This window comes from Paenibacillus sp. sgz302190 (assembly GCF_059820445.1).
Genome location: NZ_JBZYAO010000011.1, coordinates 140,092 through 156,538 on the forward strand (window position 1 = coordinate 140,092; position 16,447 = coordinate 156,538).

Consider the following 16,447-nt stretch of genomic DNA (forward strand, 5'->3'; position numbering starts at 1 on the left):
TCTGCACGCTTTTTCGCACTGCGCGCAGCTCCCGGCGGCGTGGTGTGACGTCGCATGGCGGTGGTCAACCACCCGCGGCGTTAAGCGGGTGTCCGGGTGTATGCGGGCGGGTTTTTCGGCAGCATTGCATTTCTTTATTTTTTTATATACAACCAAACAAAGAGATGGTAAGATGAAAACAAGCAAAAACAAACAAATACAAAAATGAACGTAAAGTCGGAGGTAGTTTACATGGTACAAAGTTTGTGGGATAACACGAAAGCTTCTGCGCTTCAAGGAGGTCTTGACGAGCTCGTCTACCGCTCCAACATCATCGGATCGGACCGCCGGGTATGCAACTGGGGCGGAGGCAATACGTCCAGCAAAACGGTTGTCAAAGATTTCCGCGGCCGTGATGTCGAAGTCATGTACGTGAAAGGCAGCGGCTCCGATTTGGCTACGATGAAAGCGGGCAACTTTACCGGCTTGCGCATGGACGACATTCGTCCGCTGTTCGAGAAGTCCGAAATGTCCGACGAAGAAATGGTCGGCTACTTGACTCATTGCATGATCGATTCCAAACATCCCCGCGCTTCGATCGAAACGCTGCTTCACGCATTTTTACCATTCAAACATGTTGACCATACACATCCGGATTCCATCATCAGCCTGTGCTGTGCCGACAACGGCAAAGAAATCGCCCGCGAAATTTTCGGCGACCGCTTCGTGTGGGTACCGTACGTGCGCCCTGGCTTTACGCTGTCCAAAATGATCGCCGAAGGCGTGCTCGCCAACCCGAAAGCGGAGCTTGTGCTGATGGAGAAGCACGGTCTCGTCACGTGGGGCGAAACGTCCGAAGCCGCCTATGCACAGACGATCAAAATCATCACTGAAGCGGAATCCTATATCGAATCCCGTATTAATGAAGCGAAGCTGTTCGGCGGAGCGAAATACGAAGCGCTGCCTGAGGAAGTGCGCCGCAGCATCGCGGCCGAAGTGATGCCTGCGATTCGCGGAGCGGTCAGCGACGCCAAGAAAATGATTTTGACATTCGACGATGAGGCCGATGTGCTGCAGTTTGTCGGCGGCCAAGATTCGCCGTCGCTTTCCCAGGTCGGCGCCGCTTGCCCGGACCATTTGGTTCATACGAAAGTCGTTCCGCTCTTCATCAACTGGGAGCCGAACGCCGATGATATCGAAGGACTGAAAACGAAGCTCAAAGAAGGCATCGCCGCTTACAAAGAGCAGTACAAAGCCTACTTCGACCGCAACAAAAACGAAGGCGACGTCATGTTCGAAGCGGCTCCGCGCGTTATTTTGATCCCGGGAATCGGCATGATCAATACCGGCAAAAGCTGGGCGATGTCCAAAGTGAGCGGCGCTCTGTATCACCGCGCTATCGCCGTAATGCGAGGCGCAACGGCGCTCGGCCAATTCGTATCGCTCAGCGAGAACGAGTCTTACAACGTCGAATACTGGCCGCTTGAGCTGTATAAACTGACGCTTGCGCCTGCAGAGGCCGAATTTTCCCGCAAAGTTGCGTTCATTACTGGCGGCGCTGGCGGCATCGGCAGCGAAACGGCCCGCCGTCTCGTATCCGAAGGCGCTCACGTCGTGCTAGCTGACCTGAACCTGGAAGGCGCGCAAAAAGTTGCCGGCGAGATCAACGACAAATTCGGCGAAAACCGCGCCATCGCCGTAAAAATGGACGTGACGAGCGAAGAGATGGTCGCCGCCGCTTACGCCGAGACTGCGCTTGCCTACGGCGGCGTCGACATCATCGTCAACAATGCCGGACTTGCGACTTCCAGTCCTTTCGACCAAACATCGCTGAAAGAATGGAACCTTAACATTAACGTCCTGGGCACAGGCTATTTCCTGGTCGCCCGCGAAGCGTTCAAGCAGATGAAAGTGCAGGGCATCGGCGGCAACATGGTATTCATCGGCTCCAAAAACTCGGTGTACGCAGGCAAAAACGCCACCGCCTACAGCGCGGCCAAAGCGCTTGAAGCGCACCTGGCGCGCTGCATCGCTGCCGAGGGCGGCGAGTTCGGCATCCGTGTCAACACGATTTTGCCGGATGCGATTCTGCAAGGCTCCGCCATTTGGAACGGCAGCTGGAGAAACGAGCGCGCAGCCGCTTACGGCATCGAGCCCGACCAGCTGGAAGAGTACTACCGCAAGCGCACGACGCTGCTCGTGAACATTTTCCCCAAAGACATCGCGGAAGGCATTGCGTTTTTTGCATCCTCCAAGTCAGACAAAACGACAGGCTGCATGCTAACGATTGACGGCGGTGTGCCGGCTGCATTTACTCGATAAACGGGAGTGAGCGTATGTACAAAGCTAGAGGCGAAAAGTACTGGTTTATTCCGGACGGCTACATTCCGGAGAAAAGCTCGGGAGAGCTTACGAGCCATGAATCGGTTTGCGTGCTGAATTGCTCGTCGGACGAGGCGCTTCTCCGGTTTACGGTTTATTTTGAAGACCGGGAGCCGATGGAGGACATTCTGGTCGTCGTTCCTGCCAGACGCACGAAACATATTCGCACGAGCACGCTGAATAAAGAGGGGGCGCCGATTCCGGACGGCGTTCCTTACGCTATAGAAGTTCAAAGCGATATTCCGATCATTGTCCAATACAGCCGTCTGGACTCGACGCAGGCCGAGAATACGCTGATGTCGACCATGGCGTTTCCGGTCAAGTAAACGAACAACATTTTGAGAGGGTGCATATACATGTCAGATCGCGCTTATGCGTTATTCGAAGAGCAGCAGCAAGCAAGAGGAATCAATCTGGACCAAGTAAAAGCTACGTTGAAAGCGCTCAAAATCGAAACGCCGTCCTGGGGCTACGGGGATTCCGGAACCCGTTTTAAAGTGTTTCAAAAAACAGGCGTGCCGCGCAATCCGTTCGAAAAATTCGACGACGCCGCGCAGGTGCACGGCTTGACAGGCTTGTGTCCTTCGGTCGCTATCCATATTCCGTGGGACAAAGTCGACGATTACGGCAAGCTGCGCAATCATGCCGAAAGCCTCGGGCTGAAGATCGGCGCCGTCAATCCGAATCTGTTCCAGGACGAGGACTATATGCTGGGCAGCGTGACAAACGCGGACGCCGCGATTCGCCGCAAAGCCACGGATCACCTGCTGGAGTGCGTCGACATTGCCAAAGAGACGGGCTCGCGCGATTTAAGCTTGTGGTTCGCCGACGGTACGAATTACCCGGGACAAGGGGACATCCGCAAGCGCAAAGCGTGGATGTTCGAAGCGCTGAGCGCCATGTACAGCGCGCTGACGCCGGAAATGCGCATGCTGATCGAGTACAAATGCTTTGAGCCGGCTTTTTACCATACGGATCTGGCGGATTGGGGAATGGCCTACAACTATGCGCTGAAATTGGGGCCGCAAGCGGAAGTGCTCGTAGATACCGGCCATCATTTCCAGGGCGCGAACATTGAGCATATCGTCGCATACCTCATCGACGAAAAGCGTCTAGGGGGCTTCCATTTCAACAGCCGGAAATATGCGGACGACGATCTGATTGTCGGTACCACGAATCCATACGAGCTGTTCCTGATTTTTTATCAAATTCTGAATGCGGCGGGCGATGCCGATGCGGGAATTCGCAGCAACGTCGCCAACATCGCTTACATGATCGACCAGTCGCACAACATTGAGGCGAAAATTCCGGCGATGCTGCGCTCCGTGCTCAACGTGCAAACGCAGTACGCCAAAGCGCTGCTGATCGATCATGCAGAGGTGGAAGCTGCGCAAATAAGCGGCGATGTGCTCGGCGCCGAAAATGCCGTGCGCAAAGCGTTCGAGTTCGACGTAACGCCGCTGCTTCACGCTATTCGCGAAGAGCAGGGCTTGCCGGTCGATCCGATGAAAGCTTATTTGGAAAGCGGCTACGGCAAACAAATTTTGGCGAGAGGCAAGGGCGGTGCGAGCTGGTGAGCATCCTCGCGTATGATCTGGGGGCGAGCAGCGGCCGGGCGCTGCTCGGCCGCTTGACCGACCGGACCATCGAGGTCGAGGAGCTTCACCGTTTTTCCAACGATCCGGTACAGGTCGGCAAACGTCTGCAGTGGGATATTTTGCGGTTGTATCATGAAATCAAGCAGGGGCTGCTGAAAGCGAAGCACCGCGGCGTATCGCCGGACAGTCTCGCCATCGACTCATGGGCGGTCGATTTCGGCTTCGTCGGCAGCAACGGCGAATTGCTGGGCAACCCGTACCATTACAGGGATTTACATACGGAAGGAACGATGGAGAAGGTGCTCGAAACGATTCCACGGGAATTTATTTTCGAGCGTACGGGCATTCAATTTCTTCCATTTAATACGATTTATCAACTGGCAGCCCTGAAAGCCGCCGATTCCCCGTTTTTAAAAGAAGCCAGGCGGTTCCTGATGATTCCGGACCTGCTGCGCTATTATTTGACGGGCGAAATGACGAACGAATTTTCCAACGCGACGACGACGCAGCTGTACAACCCCGTCTTGGGGCAATGGGACCGCGAGCTGCTCGCTGCGATCGGAATTCCGGGCGAACTGTTCGGCCAAGTCGTACATCCCGGGGCGCATGCCGGCCGTTTGCTGTCCTCGGTCAGCTCTGAGCTTGGCGTGCCCGAGGTGCCGGTCATCGCGGTTGCGGAGCACGACACCGGCTCGGCGGTGGCGGCCGTGCCCGCCCTGGAGCGTTCGTTCGCTTACTTGAGCTGCGGAACGTGGTCGCTCATGGGCACGGAGGTCGATCGTCCGGTTATCAACGAGCTGTCTATGAAGCTGAACTTTACGAACGAAGGCGGGGTCGGACATACGTTCCGCCTGCTCAAGAACATAATGGGGCTCTGGATTTTGCAGGAGCTGAAGCGGGAATGGGACCGTTCCGGCGTAGAATACACGTTCCCTCAGCTCGTGAAGCTGGCGGAGGAAGCGCCCGCATTCGGTTCCTGGATCGACCCGGACGATGCATCGTTCCTGCATGCCGGAGACATGAGTCCGCGCATCCGGCAGTACTGCCTGCAAACCGGGCAGAAGCCGCCTGAGCAGCCCGGCGAGGTTGTTCGTTGTATTTTGGAAAGTCTGGCGTTAAAATACCGTTATGTGTTGAAAATGACGGAGCAGGTTTCCGGGCAGCAATTCGGCGGGCTGCATATGGTCGGCGGAGGCATTCAGAACAAGCTTCTGTGCCGGTGGTCCGCGAATGCCATCGGCAAACCGGTATGGGCCGGCCCCGCTGAGGGCAGCGCTATCGGCAATCTGGTCGTGCAATGGTTGGCCCAGGGCGTGTTTGCCGACATTTGGGAAGCCCGCAAAGTTATCGCGGAGTCATTCCCGGTCGCTGTCTACGAGCCCGAAGACCGGGGAGCATGGGAGGAGGCCTACGGCCGGTTCCTTCATGCAACAGGACTTAAGGAATAACGATTAGAGAGAGGTTATCGGATGTTGGTCGCGGAGCGCTATGAAAAAATTGTACAGCTGGTCAATGAAAGAGGGAGCATCCGTGTGTCCGAATTAAGCGAATTGTGCCAGGTGACGGAAGAGACGATTCGCCGCGATTTGGACCGTCTGGAGCTTGCCGGCCGCCTGCGGCGGTCGCACGGCGGGGCGGTCAGCGTGAAGGAAGGGAAGGAGCAGCAGTCGGAGACGCCGTTTTTCGAGCGGGAAGTCACCTTTGCCGAAGAGAAGAAAAGAATTGCGCAGAAAGCTGTTCTGTCCATTCAGCCGCATGACCGGATCATTCTCGATGCCAGCTCGACTGCATGGTACATGGCGTCTTTCCTTCCCGACATTCCGCTTACCGTTCTTACCAATTCCATCAAAGTGGCGACGGAACTGGCCGGAAAAGAAAAGATCGAAGTGATTTCATCCGGCGGACAGCTTGCCAAGCGCTCGCTATCGTATGTCGGCCCGCTGGCCGAGCGTTCTCTGGACGCATATCACGTCGACAAACTGTTTTTGTCCTGCAAAGGCGTCCATTTGGAGCGCGGCATCAGCGAATCGAACGAGATGCAGGCGCGTGTGAAGCAAAAGATGATCGAGATTGCCGAGCGGGTCATTTTGCTGGCCGATGCAAGCAAATTCGGCGTGCGGGCTTTTACGCACGTGGCCGAATTCCAGGATGTCGACTCGCTGATTACGGACGGACGCATTTCGGACGAAACGATAGGCCAACTAAAAGATCGAGGCATGCAGTATCATATCGTATAATTACAGCAGCGGAGCCTGATTCGAATATTCAGGTTCTGCTGTTTGTCCAACATGTCTGATAACCTGATAACATATTTTACTTCGTAAAAGAGGTGTCCCATGAAAGTCTCTTTGTTTATTACTTGTTTGAGCGATGCCCTGTTTCCACGGGTCGGACAATCGATGGTCCGGCTTTTGGCCAAATACGGCGTAGATCTTGAATTTCCTGTTGTACAGACGTGTTGCGGCCAGCCTGCCTACAACAGCGGCTACTGGGACGATGCGCGGGCGTCTGCGAAAACGCTTTTGGAAGCGTTTGAAGACAGCGATTTTGTCATCTCTCCCTCCGGTTCGTGCACGTACATGATTCATCATTACCCGGATTTGTTCAAAGACGATCCCGTTCTTCGGCAAAAAGCCGAGAAACTGCAAGCAAAAACGTACGAGTTTACGCAATTCCTCGTGCAGGTGCTCGGCGTATCGGATGTCGGCGCGGTGTTTCCGCACAAGGTGACGTATCATCCGTCCTGTCACGGAAGCAGGCTGCTCGGCGTCAAGGATGAGCCGATGGAACTTTTGCAAAACGTCAAAAACCTGGAGTTCGTGCCGCTGCCTTTTGCCGAGGACTGCTGCGGGTTTGGGGGTACTTTTGCGGTGAAAATGGCGGATATTTCCGGTGCGATGGTTACGGAGAAAGTCGATCATGTCAAGGAAACGGAAGCCGAAGTGCTGGTCGGCCTCGACATGGCCTGCCTGATGAACATTGCCGGCAATTTGCGCTACCGGGGCGAGAAGGTCAAAGTGATGCATTTGGCCGAACTGCTGTATGAAGGGGTGAACCAGTCATGAGCGCGAAGCATACGGCGGCATCCACGGTCAAGGAGCGGGCTGAGCTGGCTCTAAACGACGAGTTTTTGCGCAAGGCGGTGCGCTTTACGACCGAGCGTTTGCGCGGAGGGAAGAAGAAAGCTTCCGAAGAGCACGGAAACTGGGACGAATGGCGCGAGCGCGGACGGCAAATCCGGCTGCACACGATCGCCCATCTGGACTATTATTTGAATCTGTTTGTCGATAACGCGCGCGCGAACGGCGTTCATGTCCATTTTGCCGATACCGGCGCAGAAGCGGTGAAAATCGCGCTGGCCATCGCAGAGCGGAAGTCGGCGAAGTCCGTCGTCAAGTCCAAATCGATGGTCAGCGAGGAGCTGCACCTGAATCATTCGCTGGAATCGATCGGCGTGGAGGCCGTCGAGACGGACCTTGGCGAGTACATTATCCAATTGGCCGGCGAAACGCCGTCGCACATCATTATCCCGGCGATTCACAAAAACCGCTACCAGATCGCCGATTTGCTGTCCAAGGAAGCCGGCGAAACGCTGCCCCCGGATACGTCGGTGCTCGCCGGCTTCGTCCGCAAAAAGCTGCGCGAAAAATTTCTCGAAGCCGACATCGGCATGACCGGCTGCAACTTCGCCATCGCCGAAACCGGTTCGATGGTGCTGTTTGAGAACGAAGGGAACGCGCGGATGGTGACGACCGTTCCCCAAACGCAAATTACGCTCATGGGCATGGAGCGCATTATCCCTTCCTGGTCGGACCTGGAGGTCATGGCTACGCTGCTGCCGCGTTCGGCGACAGGCCAGAAGCTGACGGTGTACATGTCCGGCATTACCGGCCCGCGCCGGGAGGCGGATGCCGACGGTCCCGACGAGATGCATATCATCATCGTCGACAACGGCCGTTCGCTCCAGCTCGGAGATCCGGAATTCCAGGAGCTGCTCAACTGCATCCGCTGCGGAGCTTGCCTGAACGCCTGCCCGGTTTACCGGCATATCGGCGGCCATTCTTACGGCGGAACGTACAGCGGCCCGATCGGCGCGGTGCTGACGCCGGCGCTGAACAAAAATGTCGCCGAATGGGACGACATCGCGAATGCGTCCAGCCTGTGCGGCGCGTGCTACGAGGCATGTCCGGTGAAAATCCCGCTGCACGACATGCTTGTCGCTTTGCGCCGCCGCAAAGTGGAAAGGGGCTACGGCAACAAGCTGGAATCGTTCGGGATGAAAGGTTTTTCGACTTTGACCGGCAGCTCCAAAACGTTTGCGGGAGTGCTCAAGCTCGGCAAAATCGGCCAAAAGCTCGTTGCCCGCGACGGAGTGATCCGGCTGAAGCTGGGACCTTTGAAAGGCTGGAACAGCTACCGCGTCACCCCGAGTCTGCCCAAGGAGTCGTTCCGCGACCAATGGGGAACTTTTGCCGAAGAAATTCACCGCGAGTTGAAGGAAATGGATCCTTCGATCAAGAAGCGTATGGAAGATATTGTGAAGAAGCGCGAACAAGGAGGAGGGCATCATCATGGCTGATACGCATCAGGAATGGCTTAAGCAGATGGAGGCGGAATCGCGCTCCCGGCAGCAGGTTTTTATGAACGGGATCGCGAGCAAGCTGAAGCGGCCGCGGGTGACGGAGAAGCCCGCCCGTCCTTTCCAGGGAGCCCCGGACTTCTGGCACGATTTCGAATGGTCACCGGAAGAGCGGATCGACCGCTTTACGGACAATTTCCGCAGTGCGGGCGGACATGTGGCGCGTCTGAGCGATTGGGAGGAAGTCAAGCGATTCATCGTACAAAAAGCGGACGAAATGAGCGCCAGGTACGTCATTCGCCAAAACCAGCCGGAGCTGGACAGCCTCGGTCTGGAAGAGGCTTTGCAGGACGCCGCGGTTTCGGTCTGGAACAGCGATCCCGAGCAGCATTGGAAAGCCCGCGCGGCCGAGGCCGATTTCGGCGTCGTCATCGCGGACTATGCCGCGGCCTACACCGGCTCGATCACCGTCCTGTCCTCGCAGGACAAGGGTCGGTCGGTCAGCCTGCTGCCGACGGTGCTGTTCGCGGTCATTCCGGCGGATCGGCTGCGCACAAGGCTCGGAGAAGTGCTTGTGAACTTCGACCGCGCCGGAAGAGAGGGGCTTCCTGCGGGCATTCATTTCATTTCGGGACCGAGCCGGTCGGCGGACATCGAGAACGACCTGACCATCGGCGTTCACGGTCCGGGCATCGTTTACGCGCTGATCGTAGGGTAGAAAGGCCATACTATGGAAGTAACCAAACTGACAAAACGCAACCATTACGAAGCGATCACCGAGCAGCTGCACAATCTGATCGTTCAGGGCCGGCTCAAAGTGGGGGATAAACTGCCTTCCACCAAGGAGCTGTCGGAACGTTTCGGCGTAGGGCGGTCAACGACCAGGGAGGCGCTGAGCGCTTTGAAGGCGATGGGATTGATTGAAATTCGCCAGGGCGGAGGCTGCACCGTCATCAGCAGTACGGCCGGAGAAATCCCGATGCCCAAGCTGGAATCGCTGCGCATGAACCGGACGACGCTGCTTGAACTCATTGAAGCGCGCCAGGCGCTTGAAGTTTCGAATGCGGCGATCGCGGCGGAGAAGCGGACGGATGAGGATCTTGCAGAACTGTACGGTTTGGTGAAGGAGATGGAAGGGGCGATCGGCGACGAGTTGGAGGGAGAACGGACGGACTTGCTGTTCCATTTCGCTCTCGTTAAGGCTACGCACAATTCAACGATGGTCCGGTTGTTCGATTCCATTATGAGCCCGATGGAAATGGCGATCAGAGAGACGCGCCGTGTCGAGATGTACGCGAATTCTTCTGTGGGACAGCGATTGTTGCAAGAGCATTTGGCCATTTATGAGGCCGTGAAAGCCGGAGACAAAAATAAGGCTGCACATACGATGAGACAGCATTTGGAGCATGTCGAGAGTATTTTGGTCAAATATTTGCAAAACTGATTCCATAGACCGCAAAGGGGGTTAACAATGGAAAGGGAACTATCGCTCGAAATTGTACGCGTTACGGAATTGGCGGCGCTGGCATCTGCGCCCTGGATGGGCAGGGGAGACAAAAACAGTGCGGACGGTGCAGCGACCTCGGCGATGCGAGCCATGTTCGATTCCGTGTCCATCAGTGGAACGGTCGTCATCGGCGAAGGCGAGATGGACGAAGCTCCGATGCTGTACATCGGCGAAGAAGTGGGCAGCATGAACGGTCCCGAAGTCGATGTTGCGGTAGATCCGCTGGAAGGCACGGAGATCGTCGCCAAAGGGCTGAACAATGCAATGTCGGTCGTGGCCGTAGCGGGAAAAGGAAATTTGCTTCATGCGCCTGACATGTACATGGAAAAGCTGGCCGTGGGGCCGGCATTGGTCGGCAAGCTGAGCATTAGCGATCCTATGGAAGTGACTTTGCAAAAGGCCGCCGCCGCTCTGAACAAAAAAGTGTCCGACCTGACGGTCATGATTTTGGACCGGGCCCGGCACGAATCGATCGTCAAAAGCTTGCGGAAAGTCGGCGTGCGGATCAAATTTTTGTCCGACGGCGATGTGGCCGGAGCAATGGCCCCGGCGTTCCCCGAGGCGGGGATCGACCTTTACGTCGGCTCGGGCGGGGCGCCCGAAGGCGTTCTTGCCGCGGCCGCGCTCAAATGCCTGGGCGGCGAGCTGGTAGGCCGGTTGATGCCTGCCGACGCCAACGAATACAACCGCTGTATCCAGATGGGCATCAGCGATCCTTACAAAATTTTGACCATGGAAGATATGGTGGGCTCGGACGATGTCATTTTCGCCGCTACCGGCGTGACGCCGGGCGAGTTTTTGGGCGGTGTGCGGTATTTCCCCGACGAACGGGCCGAAACCCACTCCATCGTCATGAGAGCGAAAACGAAAACGATCCGCTACATCCGCTCGATGCACTATTTGCCGAACAAACCGTTTTTGAAAAGCTGAAGCTATTTCGCTTGTGGAGAGCTTGCTGCCTACGCAGGGCGGGGGCGCTTGATCGAAGATCATTTCCCTCTTGCGCAGATAACCTGCAAAAGTCAGGCAGCCCAGAAGCCCGCAGGCTAAGGCCGGTCGCATCGGCTGTCCAGAAATCTACAGGCTAAAGCCGGCCGGGTCAGACAGCCAAAAATCTACAGCCTAAAGCCAGCCGGGTCAGGCAGCCCAGAAACCCACTGGCTAAAGCTTATCGCATCAGGACGCACAGGGGCTCACAGGCCATTGCCAGACGCACATTTACTTGGTGGCAAGGGAAAAACCTGCAAAAGTACAGTTTTTTCCCGGTTGATACGCTGGCCAAGGAAAATTCCTGCAATTGTGCAGGCTTTTCTCCGCGGACATGGGCGATAGTTCATTTTCATCAAAAATTCCTGCACAATCGCAGGCTTTTCGCCAAAATGAACCATTTCTATAGAAAAAACCTGCACTTTCGCAGGTTTTTGCCTGTCAAGCAGCCCTATACCCCAACTTCAGCGGCACAACTCTGCAGGAGAGGCGTGGATTAGGGAAGATGCGCGTTAATAGGGATGAGTCTCGCCAATGCACGTTTTCTCAATCACCTGAAAAGTGCAGCTTGTTGCTCGTTGAGACGCCTGCAGTAAAACATTCTTGCTAATGAGATTGTGCAGCAATTGCTCAAACCCATTTTTACCCGGAAATTCATCACAATTCGGGATATTGGGAAAGTCCAATGGATTTCCCCTCAGATTTTTAAGCAAGGGCAATAACCTCAGAGGTCATTTAGATCATCCTTTTGGTGTCTTGTTTGATTTTCGTGATTTCTCAACAGCCTTTCCTTTCGCAATTTTCGCGCCCCCCTTCCTTGCCGTTTCAAACGCTCGAATGATGTTCGTGGCGCACGGCTAGCCTGCCAATGGTTACGGAAGAAGGTGTTCTGGGAAATCATCTTGCGAAAGTTGGCGACATTGAACCTAATAGGTCGGGCACTGGGATCGATTTTACCCGCTGCCCGGCCTTTTTTACCACAAAAAATGAGTTCTTTACAGCGTTAAAGCGCGTAGAGCAGCATTCTTATTGGCGAATAAACCTACCTCTAAGCGCGGTCGCTTATCCTCGAAAGACCTCGATAGAGGTTCATCTCATTTTACACATATTATGCATTGACAACGTGAACGAAAGGAGTAGAATATATGAAGTGTGATAATGATTATGATTATCAATGATAATAATTCTCAATAGGAATGGTGACTATGCGAAAAAGAATCATCGCAGTTTCTTTGATCCTTCTCTTTGTATTGTCGTTTCCGGCGACTTTGTTTGCCAAGGCGGAAGATGATCTGAAGAAAGCTGATGAAGGCATACAAAGCGCGATTCAGGCGGCAGCCGGCGGTAAGGTGGACGAGGCGGCACGCGAATTTGACAAGTTCCAGACGAACTGGCTGAGCTACGAGGACGGGATTAAAGAGCGCTCGAGAGCGGCTTATCAGAAAATCGAAGCGGCCATGGGCGAGGTGTCTTTTGAAACGGTCAAGGACCCGATTGACAAAGATAAGCTGAAAGCGAGCCTGGAGCAGCTGCACAGCCTGAACAAGGCCTTCATAGAAGGGCGGCTCGACGCGTTCGGCGAAGTGACTGTCAGCGGGGAGAAAGTGACGATAAGCTCGCTGGTGGCGCTTTTGGAGAGCGCTTCGGATCAGCTCAAGAAAAATGATCTGAACGGAGCCAAGGCCAGCATCGAAAAGCTGCGCAGCTCGTGGCTGGACATCGAGGGCATCGTGCTGACGCAGTCGAGCGAAGTGTACCAGTCGATGGAGCGGGACATGGTTACGGCGTACGCCCAATTGTCAGCTAACCCGGCCAAAACGGCCGACGCTGCGGCAACGATTGACCGCATGCATACGGCACTGGCGCCGCTGGCATCCAAAACAAGCTATACGATGCTCGACGCTACGACGATTTTATTAAGAGAAGGTTTGGAAGCTTTGCTTGTTGTTATTGCACTGCTCGGCTTTTTGAACAAGTCGGGACATGGCGACAAAAAGAAATGGATCTGGCTCGGCGTCGGGTCCGGTCTGTTTGTCAGCATGGTGCTCGGCATTATCGTGCAGCAGTTGTTCTCCTCCAGCGCGTTCGGCAACAATAACTTCCTGATCGCCGGCTGCACAGGCGTGTTCGCCGCAGTTATGCTGCTCTATATGAGCTATTGGCTGCACAGCAAATCCAGCGTATCCAATTGGCAGAAGTATATCCGCGACCAGAGCGTCAAAGCTTTGGCTACGGGAAGCCTTGTGTCGCTTAGCGTGCTTGCGTTTTTGGCCGTTTTCCGCGAAGGAACGGAGACCGTTCTGTTCATGATCGGCATGGCTTCGTCCATTTCGCTGGGCTCGCTGCTCGGCGGAATCGCAATCGGCGTCGTGCTTTTGATCATCGTCGCGTACCTGATCTTGAAAATCGGTTTGCGCATTCCGATGCGCCCGTTTTTCCTCGTTTCCAGCGTATTTGTGTTCTATCTATGCTTCAAATTCACGGGCATGGGCATCCACGGCCTGCAGCTCGCAGGCGTACTGCCGGCAACGACGGAAGCGTGGCTTCCATCCTGGGACGCGGTGGCGCTGTATCCGACCCTCGAAAGTGCGCTGCCGCAGCTGGCGCTGCTTCTTGGCGCCGCAATAGCCGCCGGAAGAGATATGAGCAAGAGCTTCAAGCTGCGCAATCAAACCGCATAGCAAAGCCGCTCGACCGATAATTATATACTTTTATTCCATTATAAAGGGGAACCCATCGCATGAAAAAACATATGAAAGTTATCGTACTTGCAACTGCAGCAGCAATGACTCTGGCCGCCTGCGGCAAAACCGCGGCTCCTGCTCCGTCGGCTTCTCCGGCGGCATCCCTCGAAGCGAGCCCGACACCCAACGTCGCGAAAGCGCCGGCCAAAGACGGCTCTGCCGTTTTGCTGAAAACGATAGAAGGGCTGAAACAGCAGCTCGATCAAAAGAAAGTCGACGATGCGAAAAAAATGTCGGACACGCTTGAAGAGCAGTGGGCAAGCTTCGAGGACGAAGTGAAGCCGAAGTATCCCGAACTGTACGTCAAAGTGGAAAAATACTTAACTCCCGTTGAAGCGGGCCTCAAGCAGAGCAGCCTCGATTTTGCCGCGCTTGGCAAGCTGAACGACGAACTGGTGAATGTGGTCAAAGAACTCAGCACTTCTTTTGCGGAAAATAAAGGGGCTGTGAACAACGCGGCCATTTCCGGCTCCAAGGAGCTGCAGGAAGCGACGAAAGCGTACAACCAGTATGTGCAGGACCAAGGGAAGCAGTTGGTCTCGCTGCTTGATAAGTTGAATGAAGCCGTGAAGAGCGGGGATTTGCAAAAAGCGCAGGAAGCTTACGTGCAATCGCGTCTGCCGTATGAGCGCATCGAGCCAGTTATTGAAAAATTCAAGGAACTGGACGGCGTGATGGACGCCCGCGTGGACGATTTTAAAAGCGAGGAAGATCCCGATTTCACCGGATTCCACCGCATCGAGAACATTCTGTTTGTGAAAAAGACAGTGAAAGACGCGGAACCGTTTGCGGCGCGGCTGCTTGAAGACGGCAAAAAAATGCAGCAAAGCATCGCCGCCACGAACATTGAAGCGACCGATTTCGTAACCGGCGTGGGCGAATTGATGGAGGAAGCGCAATCGTCCAAAATTACCGGCGAGGAAGAGCGCTGGAGCGGAGCTACGGTCCCTGTCATTCGGGCCAATGTGGAAGGTGCCCAGGAGATTTACACGCTTGTGAAGGACGAGTTGAAGAAAAAAGACGCGGCCCTTGACGAAAAAATTAGCAAAAGCCTCACGGCCGTTATCGATCAAATGAACGTTTTGTCGCCTGTGGGAACGACCTGGAACGATTTCGGCAAGCTGGACAAATCCAAGCAAGTCGATTTGAAAAACAAGCTGGAAGCTCTGGCGGAGCCGCTGGTAAAAATGCCTGGTACACTTGGACAGTAATGTTCGTTATGCCGGAGATACAGTTCATACTTGCGAAGGGATGGGGAAGCTTTGAAGGATAAAATAAACCGCCGGGCATTTCTCGGCATGACCGCTGCGGGCGCGGCAGGGCTTGTGCTGGGCGACTTCATCGGCAAAACGCAGGCACAGCACGGCGTTCCTGCTTCCCAGGGCGCGAAACCGGAAGGCGGGGGCGCAGCGGAAGAACGAATATCGTTTTACGGAGCCCATCAGTCAGGCATTTTGACGCCCCAGCAAAATTGTGCCAATGTCGCCGCATTTGACGTGACTACGAACGATGTTAAAGAATTGAAAGAGCTGTTCCGCAAATGGACGGAAATGGCCGCTCTGCTGATGGATGGCAAACCGCTGGCCCCGGAGCCGCAGGAAGGCAAATTTCCGCCTACCGATACGGGCGAGCAGATCGGCGTGGCGGACAGCAAACTGACGATTACGTTCGCAGTCGGCCCCTCCTTGTTCGAGCAGAACGGGACCGACCGCTTCGGGCTGCGTTCCCGCAAACCGGCAGGGCTGACAGAGATGCCGAAGTTCCACAAGGATTCCTTGCAGGAGCAGCTGACGCACGGTGATATCGTCATCCAGGCTTGCGCCGACGATCCGACGATCTGCTTCCATGCGATCCGGAACTTGACCAAGGCGGCCCGTGGCGTCGCTCACCTGCGCTGGCAGCAGACCGGCCAGCTCAGCGTCAAGGCGGAGGGCACGAAGCGGAACCTGTTCGGCTTTAAGGACGGGACGAACAACCCGGCTTTGAACGACGACAAGTTTATGAACAATAACGTGTGGATCGACGCAGCCGACGGCGCGCCTTGGCTGGCCGGAGGAAGCTACATGGTCGTGCGCCGCATCAACATGCGCATCGAGACGTGGGATCAGCAGCCGTTTACGAATCAGGAAAATATTATCGGACGCAAAAAAGTGTCGGGAGCCCCGCTTGACGCCCAGACCGAATTCGAGCAGCCGAATTTTACGGGCGATGCGAAAGGCGATAAGACGCCTCTCGATTCCCATATCCGGCTATCCAATCCGCGTACGGGCGAAAATTCGGAGCGCGAGCGCATTTTACGCCGCGGATACAATTTTATGGAAAATCTGGATCAAGTCGGGCGGATGAACGCCGGCCTCTTGTTCGTCTGTTTTAACCGCAACCTGCAAACTCAGTTCGAATCTATACAAAAAAGGCTGACCAATCCGAAAATGCCCGATCAAATGCTCGCTTATACGGAAACGACGGGCGGGGGGTATTTTGCCGTGCTGCCGGGCGTTCCGGCGCAAGGGTCTTATTTGGGACAGAGCCTCTTTGAATAAGAAGCATAACGCCGCTTCGCGAGTCGAGGACGGCAGCGCAGACCGCAGAGACGACCCTTTGCGGTCTTTTGCTTTTGCCCGCGGCATGCAAATTGACTTTCCCGCCATTTTCATCCACAATGATGTTGGGC

The 16,447-nt window shown here is 55.2% G+C and carries 13 protein-coding genes; all 13 read left to right on the top strand.

Going from position 1 to position 16,447, the window contains the following annotated elements:
* Positions 1 to 231 precede the first annotated feature (231 nt).
* Positions 232 to 2,301 (top strand): bifunctional aldolase/short-chain dehydrogenase, encoded by a 2,070-nt coding sequence (locus AC6RNO_RS14745; RefSeq protein ID WP_497105865.1) that lies wholly within the window; start codon positions 232 to 234, stop codon positions 2,299 to 2,301.
* A 14-nt stretch (positions 2,302 to 2,315) separates the two neighbouring features.
* Positions 2,316 to 2,687, top strand: a complete 372-nt coding sequence (locus tag AC6RNO_RS14750; protein WP_497105866.1) for a sensory rhodopsin transducer — start codon at positions 2,316 to 2,318, stop codon at positions 2,685 to 2,687.
* 30 nt (positions 2,688 to 2,717) lie between these two features.
* On the top strand, positions 2,718 to 3,938 hold the full coding sequence (rhaI, locus tag AC6RNO_RS14755) for an L-rhamnose isomerase (protein ID WP_497105867.1): 1,221 nt from the start codon (positions 2,718 to 2,720) through the stop codon (positions 3,936 to 3,938).
* A complete protein-coding gene (locus AC6RNO_RS14760) occupies positions 3,935 to 5,407 on the top strand; it encodes an FGGY-family carbohydrate kinase (RefSeq protein WP_497105868.1) in 1,473 nt (490 codons plus the stop codon). Before rhaI ends, AC6RNO_RS14760 begins: the two co-directional genes overlap by 4 nt.
* Positions 5,408 to 5,428: 21 nt before the next feature.
* Positions 5,429 to 6,196, top strand: coding sequence for a DeoR/GlpR family DNA-binding transcription regulator (locus AC6RNO_RS14765; RefSeq protein WP_474681758.1), 768 nt, complete (start codon positions 5,429 to 5,431; stop codon positions 6,194 to 6,196).
* Positions 6,197 to 6,295: 99 nt separating this feature from the next.
* The gene (locus AC6RNO_RS14770; RefSeq protein WP_497105869.1) at positions 6,296 to 7,024 is read left to right on the top strand and encodes a heterodisulfide reductase-related iron-sulfur binding cluster; all 729 of its coding nucleotides are present in this window, start codon (positions 6,296 to 6,298) and stop codon (positions 7,022 to 7,024) included.
* Complete coding sequence (locus AC6RNO_RS14775; protein WP_497105870.1) at positions 7,021 to 8,538, top strand: LutB/LldF family L-lactate oxidation iron-sulfur protein; 1,518 nt, start codon at positions 7,021 to 7,023, stop codon at positions 8,536 to 8,538. The genes AC6RNO_RS14770 and AC6RNO_RS14775 overlap by 4 nt, the downstream gene beginning before the upstream one ends.
* Positions 8,531 to 9,256: an LUD domain-containing protein gene (locus AC6RNO_RS14780; protein WP_497105871.1), complete on the top strand. Its 726-nt coding sequence runs from the start codon at positions 8,531 to 8,533 to the stop codon at positions 9,254 to 9,256. Before AC6RNO_RS14775 ends, AC6RNO_RS14780 begins: the two co-directional genes overlap by 8 nt.
* A 12-nt stretch (positions 9,257 to 9,268) precedes the next feature.
* Positions 9,269 to 9,982: an FCD domain-containing protein gene (locus tag AC6RNO_RS14785; protein WP_497105872.1), complete on the top strand. Its 714-nt coding sequence runs from the start codon at positions 9,269 to 9,271 to the stop codon at positions 9,980 to 9,982.
* Positions 9,983 to 10,009: 27 nt separating this feature from the next.
* Complete coding sequence (gene glpX, locus AC6RNO_RS14790; protein WP_497105873.1) at positions 10,010 to 10,975, top strand: class II fructose-bisphosphatase; 966 nt, start codon at positions 10,010 to 10,012, stop codon at positions 10,973 to 10,975.
* A 1,262-nt stretch (positions 10,976 to 12,237) separates the two neighbouring features.
* Positions 12,238 to 13,713: an FTR1 family protein gene (locus tag AC6RNO_RS14795; protein WP_497105874.1), complete on the top strand. Its 1,476-nt coding sequence runs from the start codon at positions 12,238 to 12,240 to the stop codon at positions 13,711 to 13,713.
* Positions 13,714 to 13,772: 59 nt separating this feature from the next.
* Positions 13,773 to 14,987, top strand: coding sequence for an imelysin family protein (locus tag AC6RNO_RS14800; RefSeq protein ID WP_474681751.1), 1,215 nt, complete (start codon positions 13,773 to 13,775; stop codon positions 14,985 to 14,987).
* 51 nt (positions 14,988 to 15,038) lie between these two features.
* Positions 15,039 to 16,316: an iron uptake transporter deferrochelatase/peroxidase subunit gene (gene efeB, locus AC6RNO_RS14805; RefSeq protein WP_497105875.1), complete on the top strand. Its 1,278-nt coding sequence runs from the start codon at positions 15,039 to 15,041 to the stop codon at positions 16,314 to 16,316.
* The last annotated feature ends 131 nt before the right edge of the window (positions 16,317 to 16,447 follow it).

Bases quoted from the DNA above. Each gene is read 5' to 3' on its own strand.
- rhaI (WP_497105867.1), top strand. From the start codon at position 2,718: ATGTCAGATCGCGCTTATGCGTTATTCGAAGAGCAGCAGCAAGCAAGA.
- AC6RNO_RS14770 (WP_497105869.1), top strand. From the start codon at position 6,296: ATGAAAGTCTCTTTGTTTATTACTTGTTTGAGCGATGCCCTGTTTCCA.
- AC6RNO_RS14795 (WP_497105874.1), top strand. From the start codon at position 12,238: ATGCGAAAAAGAATCATCGCAGTTTCTTTGATCCTTCTCTTTGTATTG.
- glpX (WP_497105873.1), top strand. From the start codon at position 10,010: ATGGAAAGGGAACTATCGCTCGAAATTGTACGCGTTACGGAATTGGCG.
- AC6RNO_RS14745 (WP_497105865.1), top strand. From the start codon at position 232: ATGGTACAAAGTTTGTGGGATAACACGAAAGCTTCTGCGCTTCAAGGA.
- AC6RNO_RS14750 (WP_497105866.1), top strand. From the start codon at position 2,316: ATGTACAAAGCTAGAGGCGAAAAGTACTGGTTTATTCCGGACGGCTAC.
- AC6RNO_RS14785 (WP_497105872.1), top strand. From the start codon at position 9,269: ATGGAAGTAACCAAACTGACAAAACGCAACCATTACGAAGCGATCACC.
- AC6RNO_RS14775 (WP_497105870.1), top strand. From the start codon at position 7,021: ATGAGCGCGAAGCATACGGCGGCATCCACGGTCAAGGAGCGGGCTGAG.
- AC6RNO_RS14780 (WP_497105871.1), top strand. From the start codon at position 8,531: ATGGCTGATACGCATCAGGAATGGCTTAAGCAGATGGAGGCGGAATCG.
- AC6RNO_RS14800 (WP_474681751.1), top strand. From the start codon at position 13,773: ATGAAAAAACATATGAAAGTTATCGTACTTGCAACTGCAGCAGCAATG.
- AC6RNO_RS14765 (WP_474681758.1), top strand. From the start codon at position 5,429: ATGTTGGTCGCGGAGCGCTATGAAAAAATTGTACAGCTGGTCAATGAA.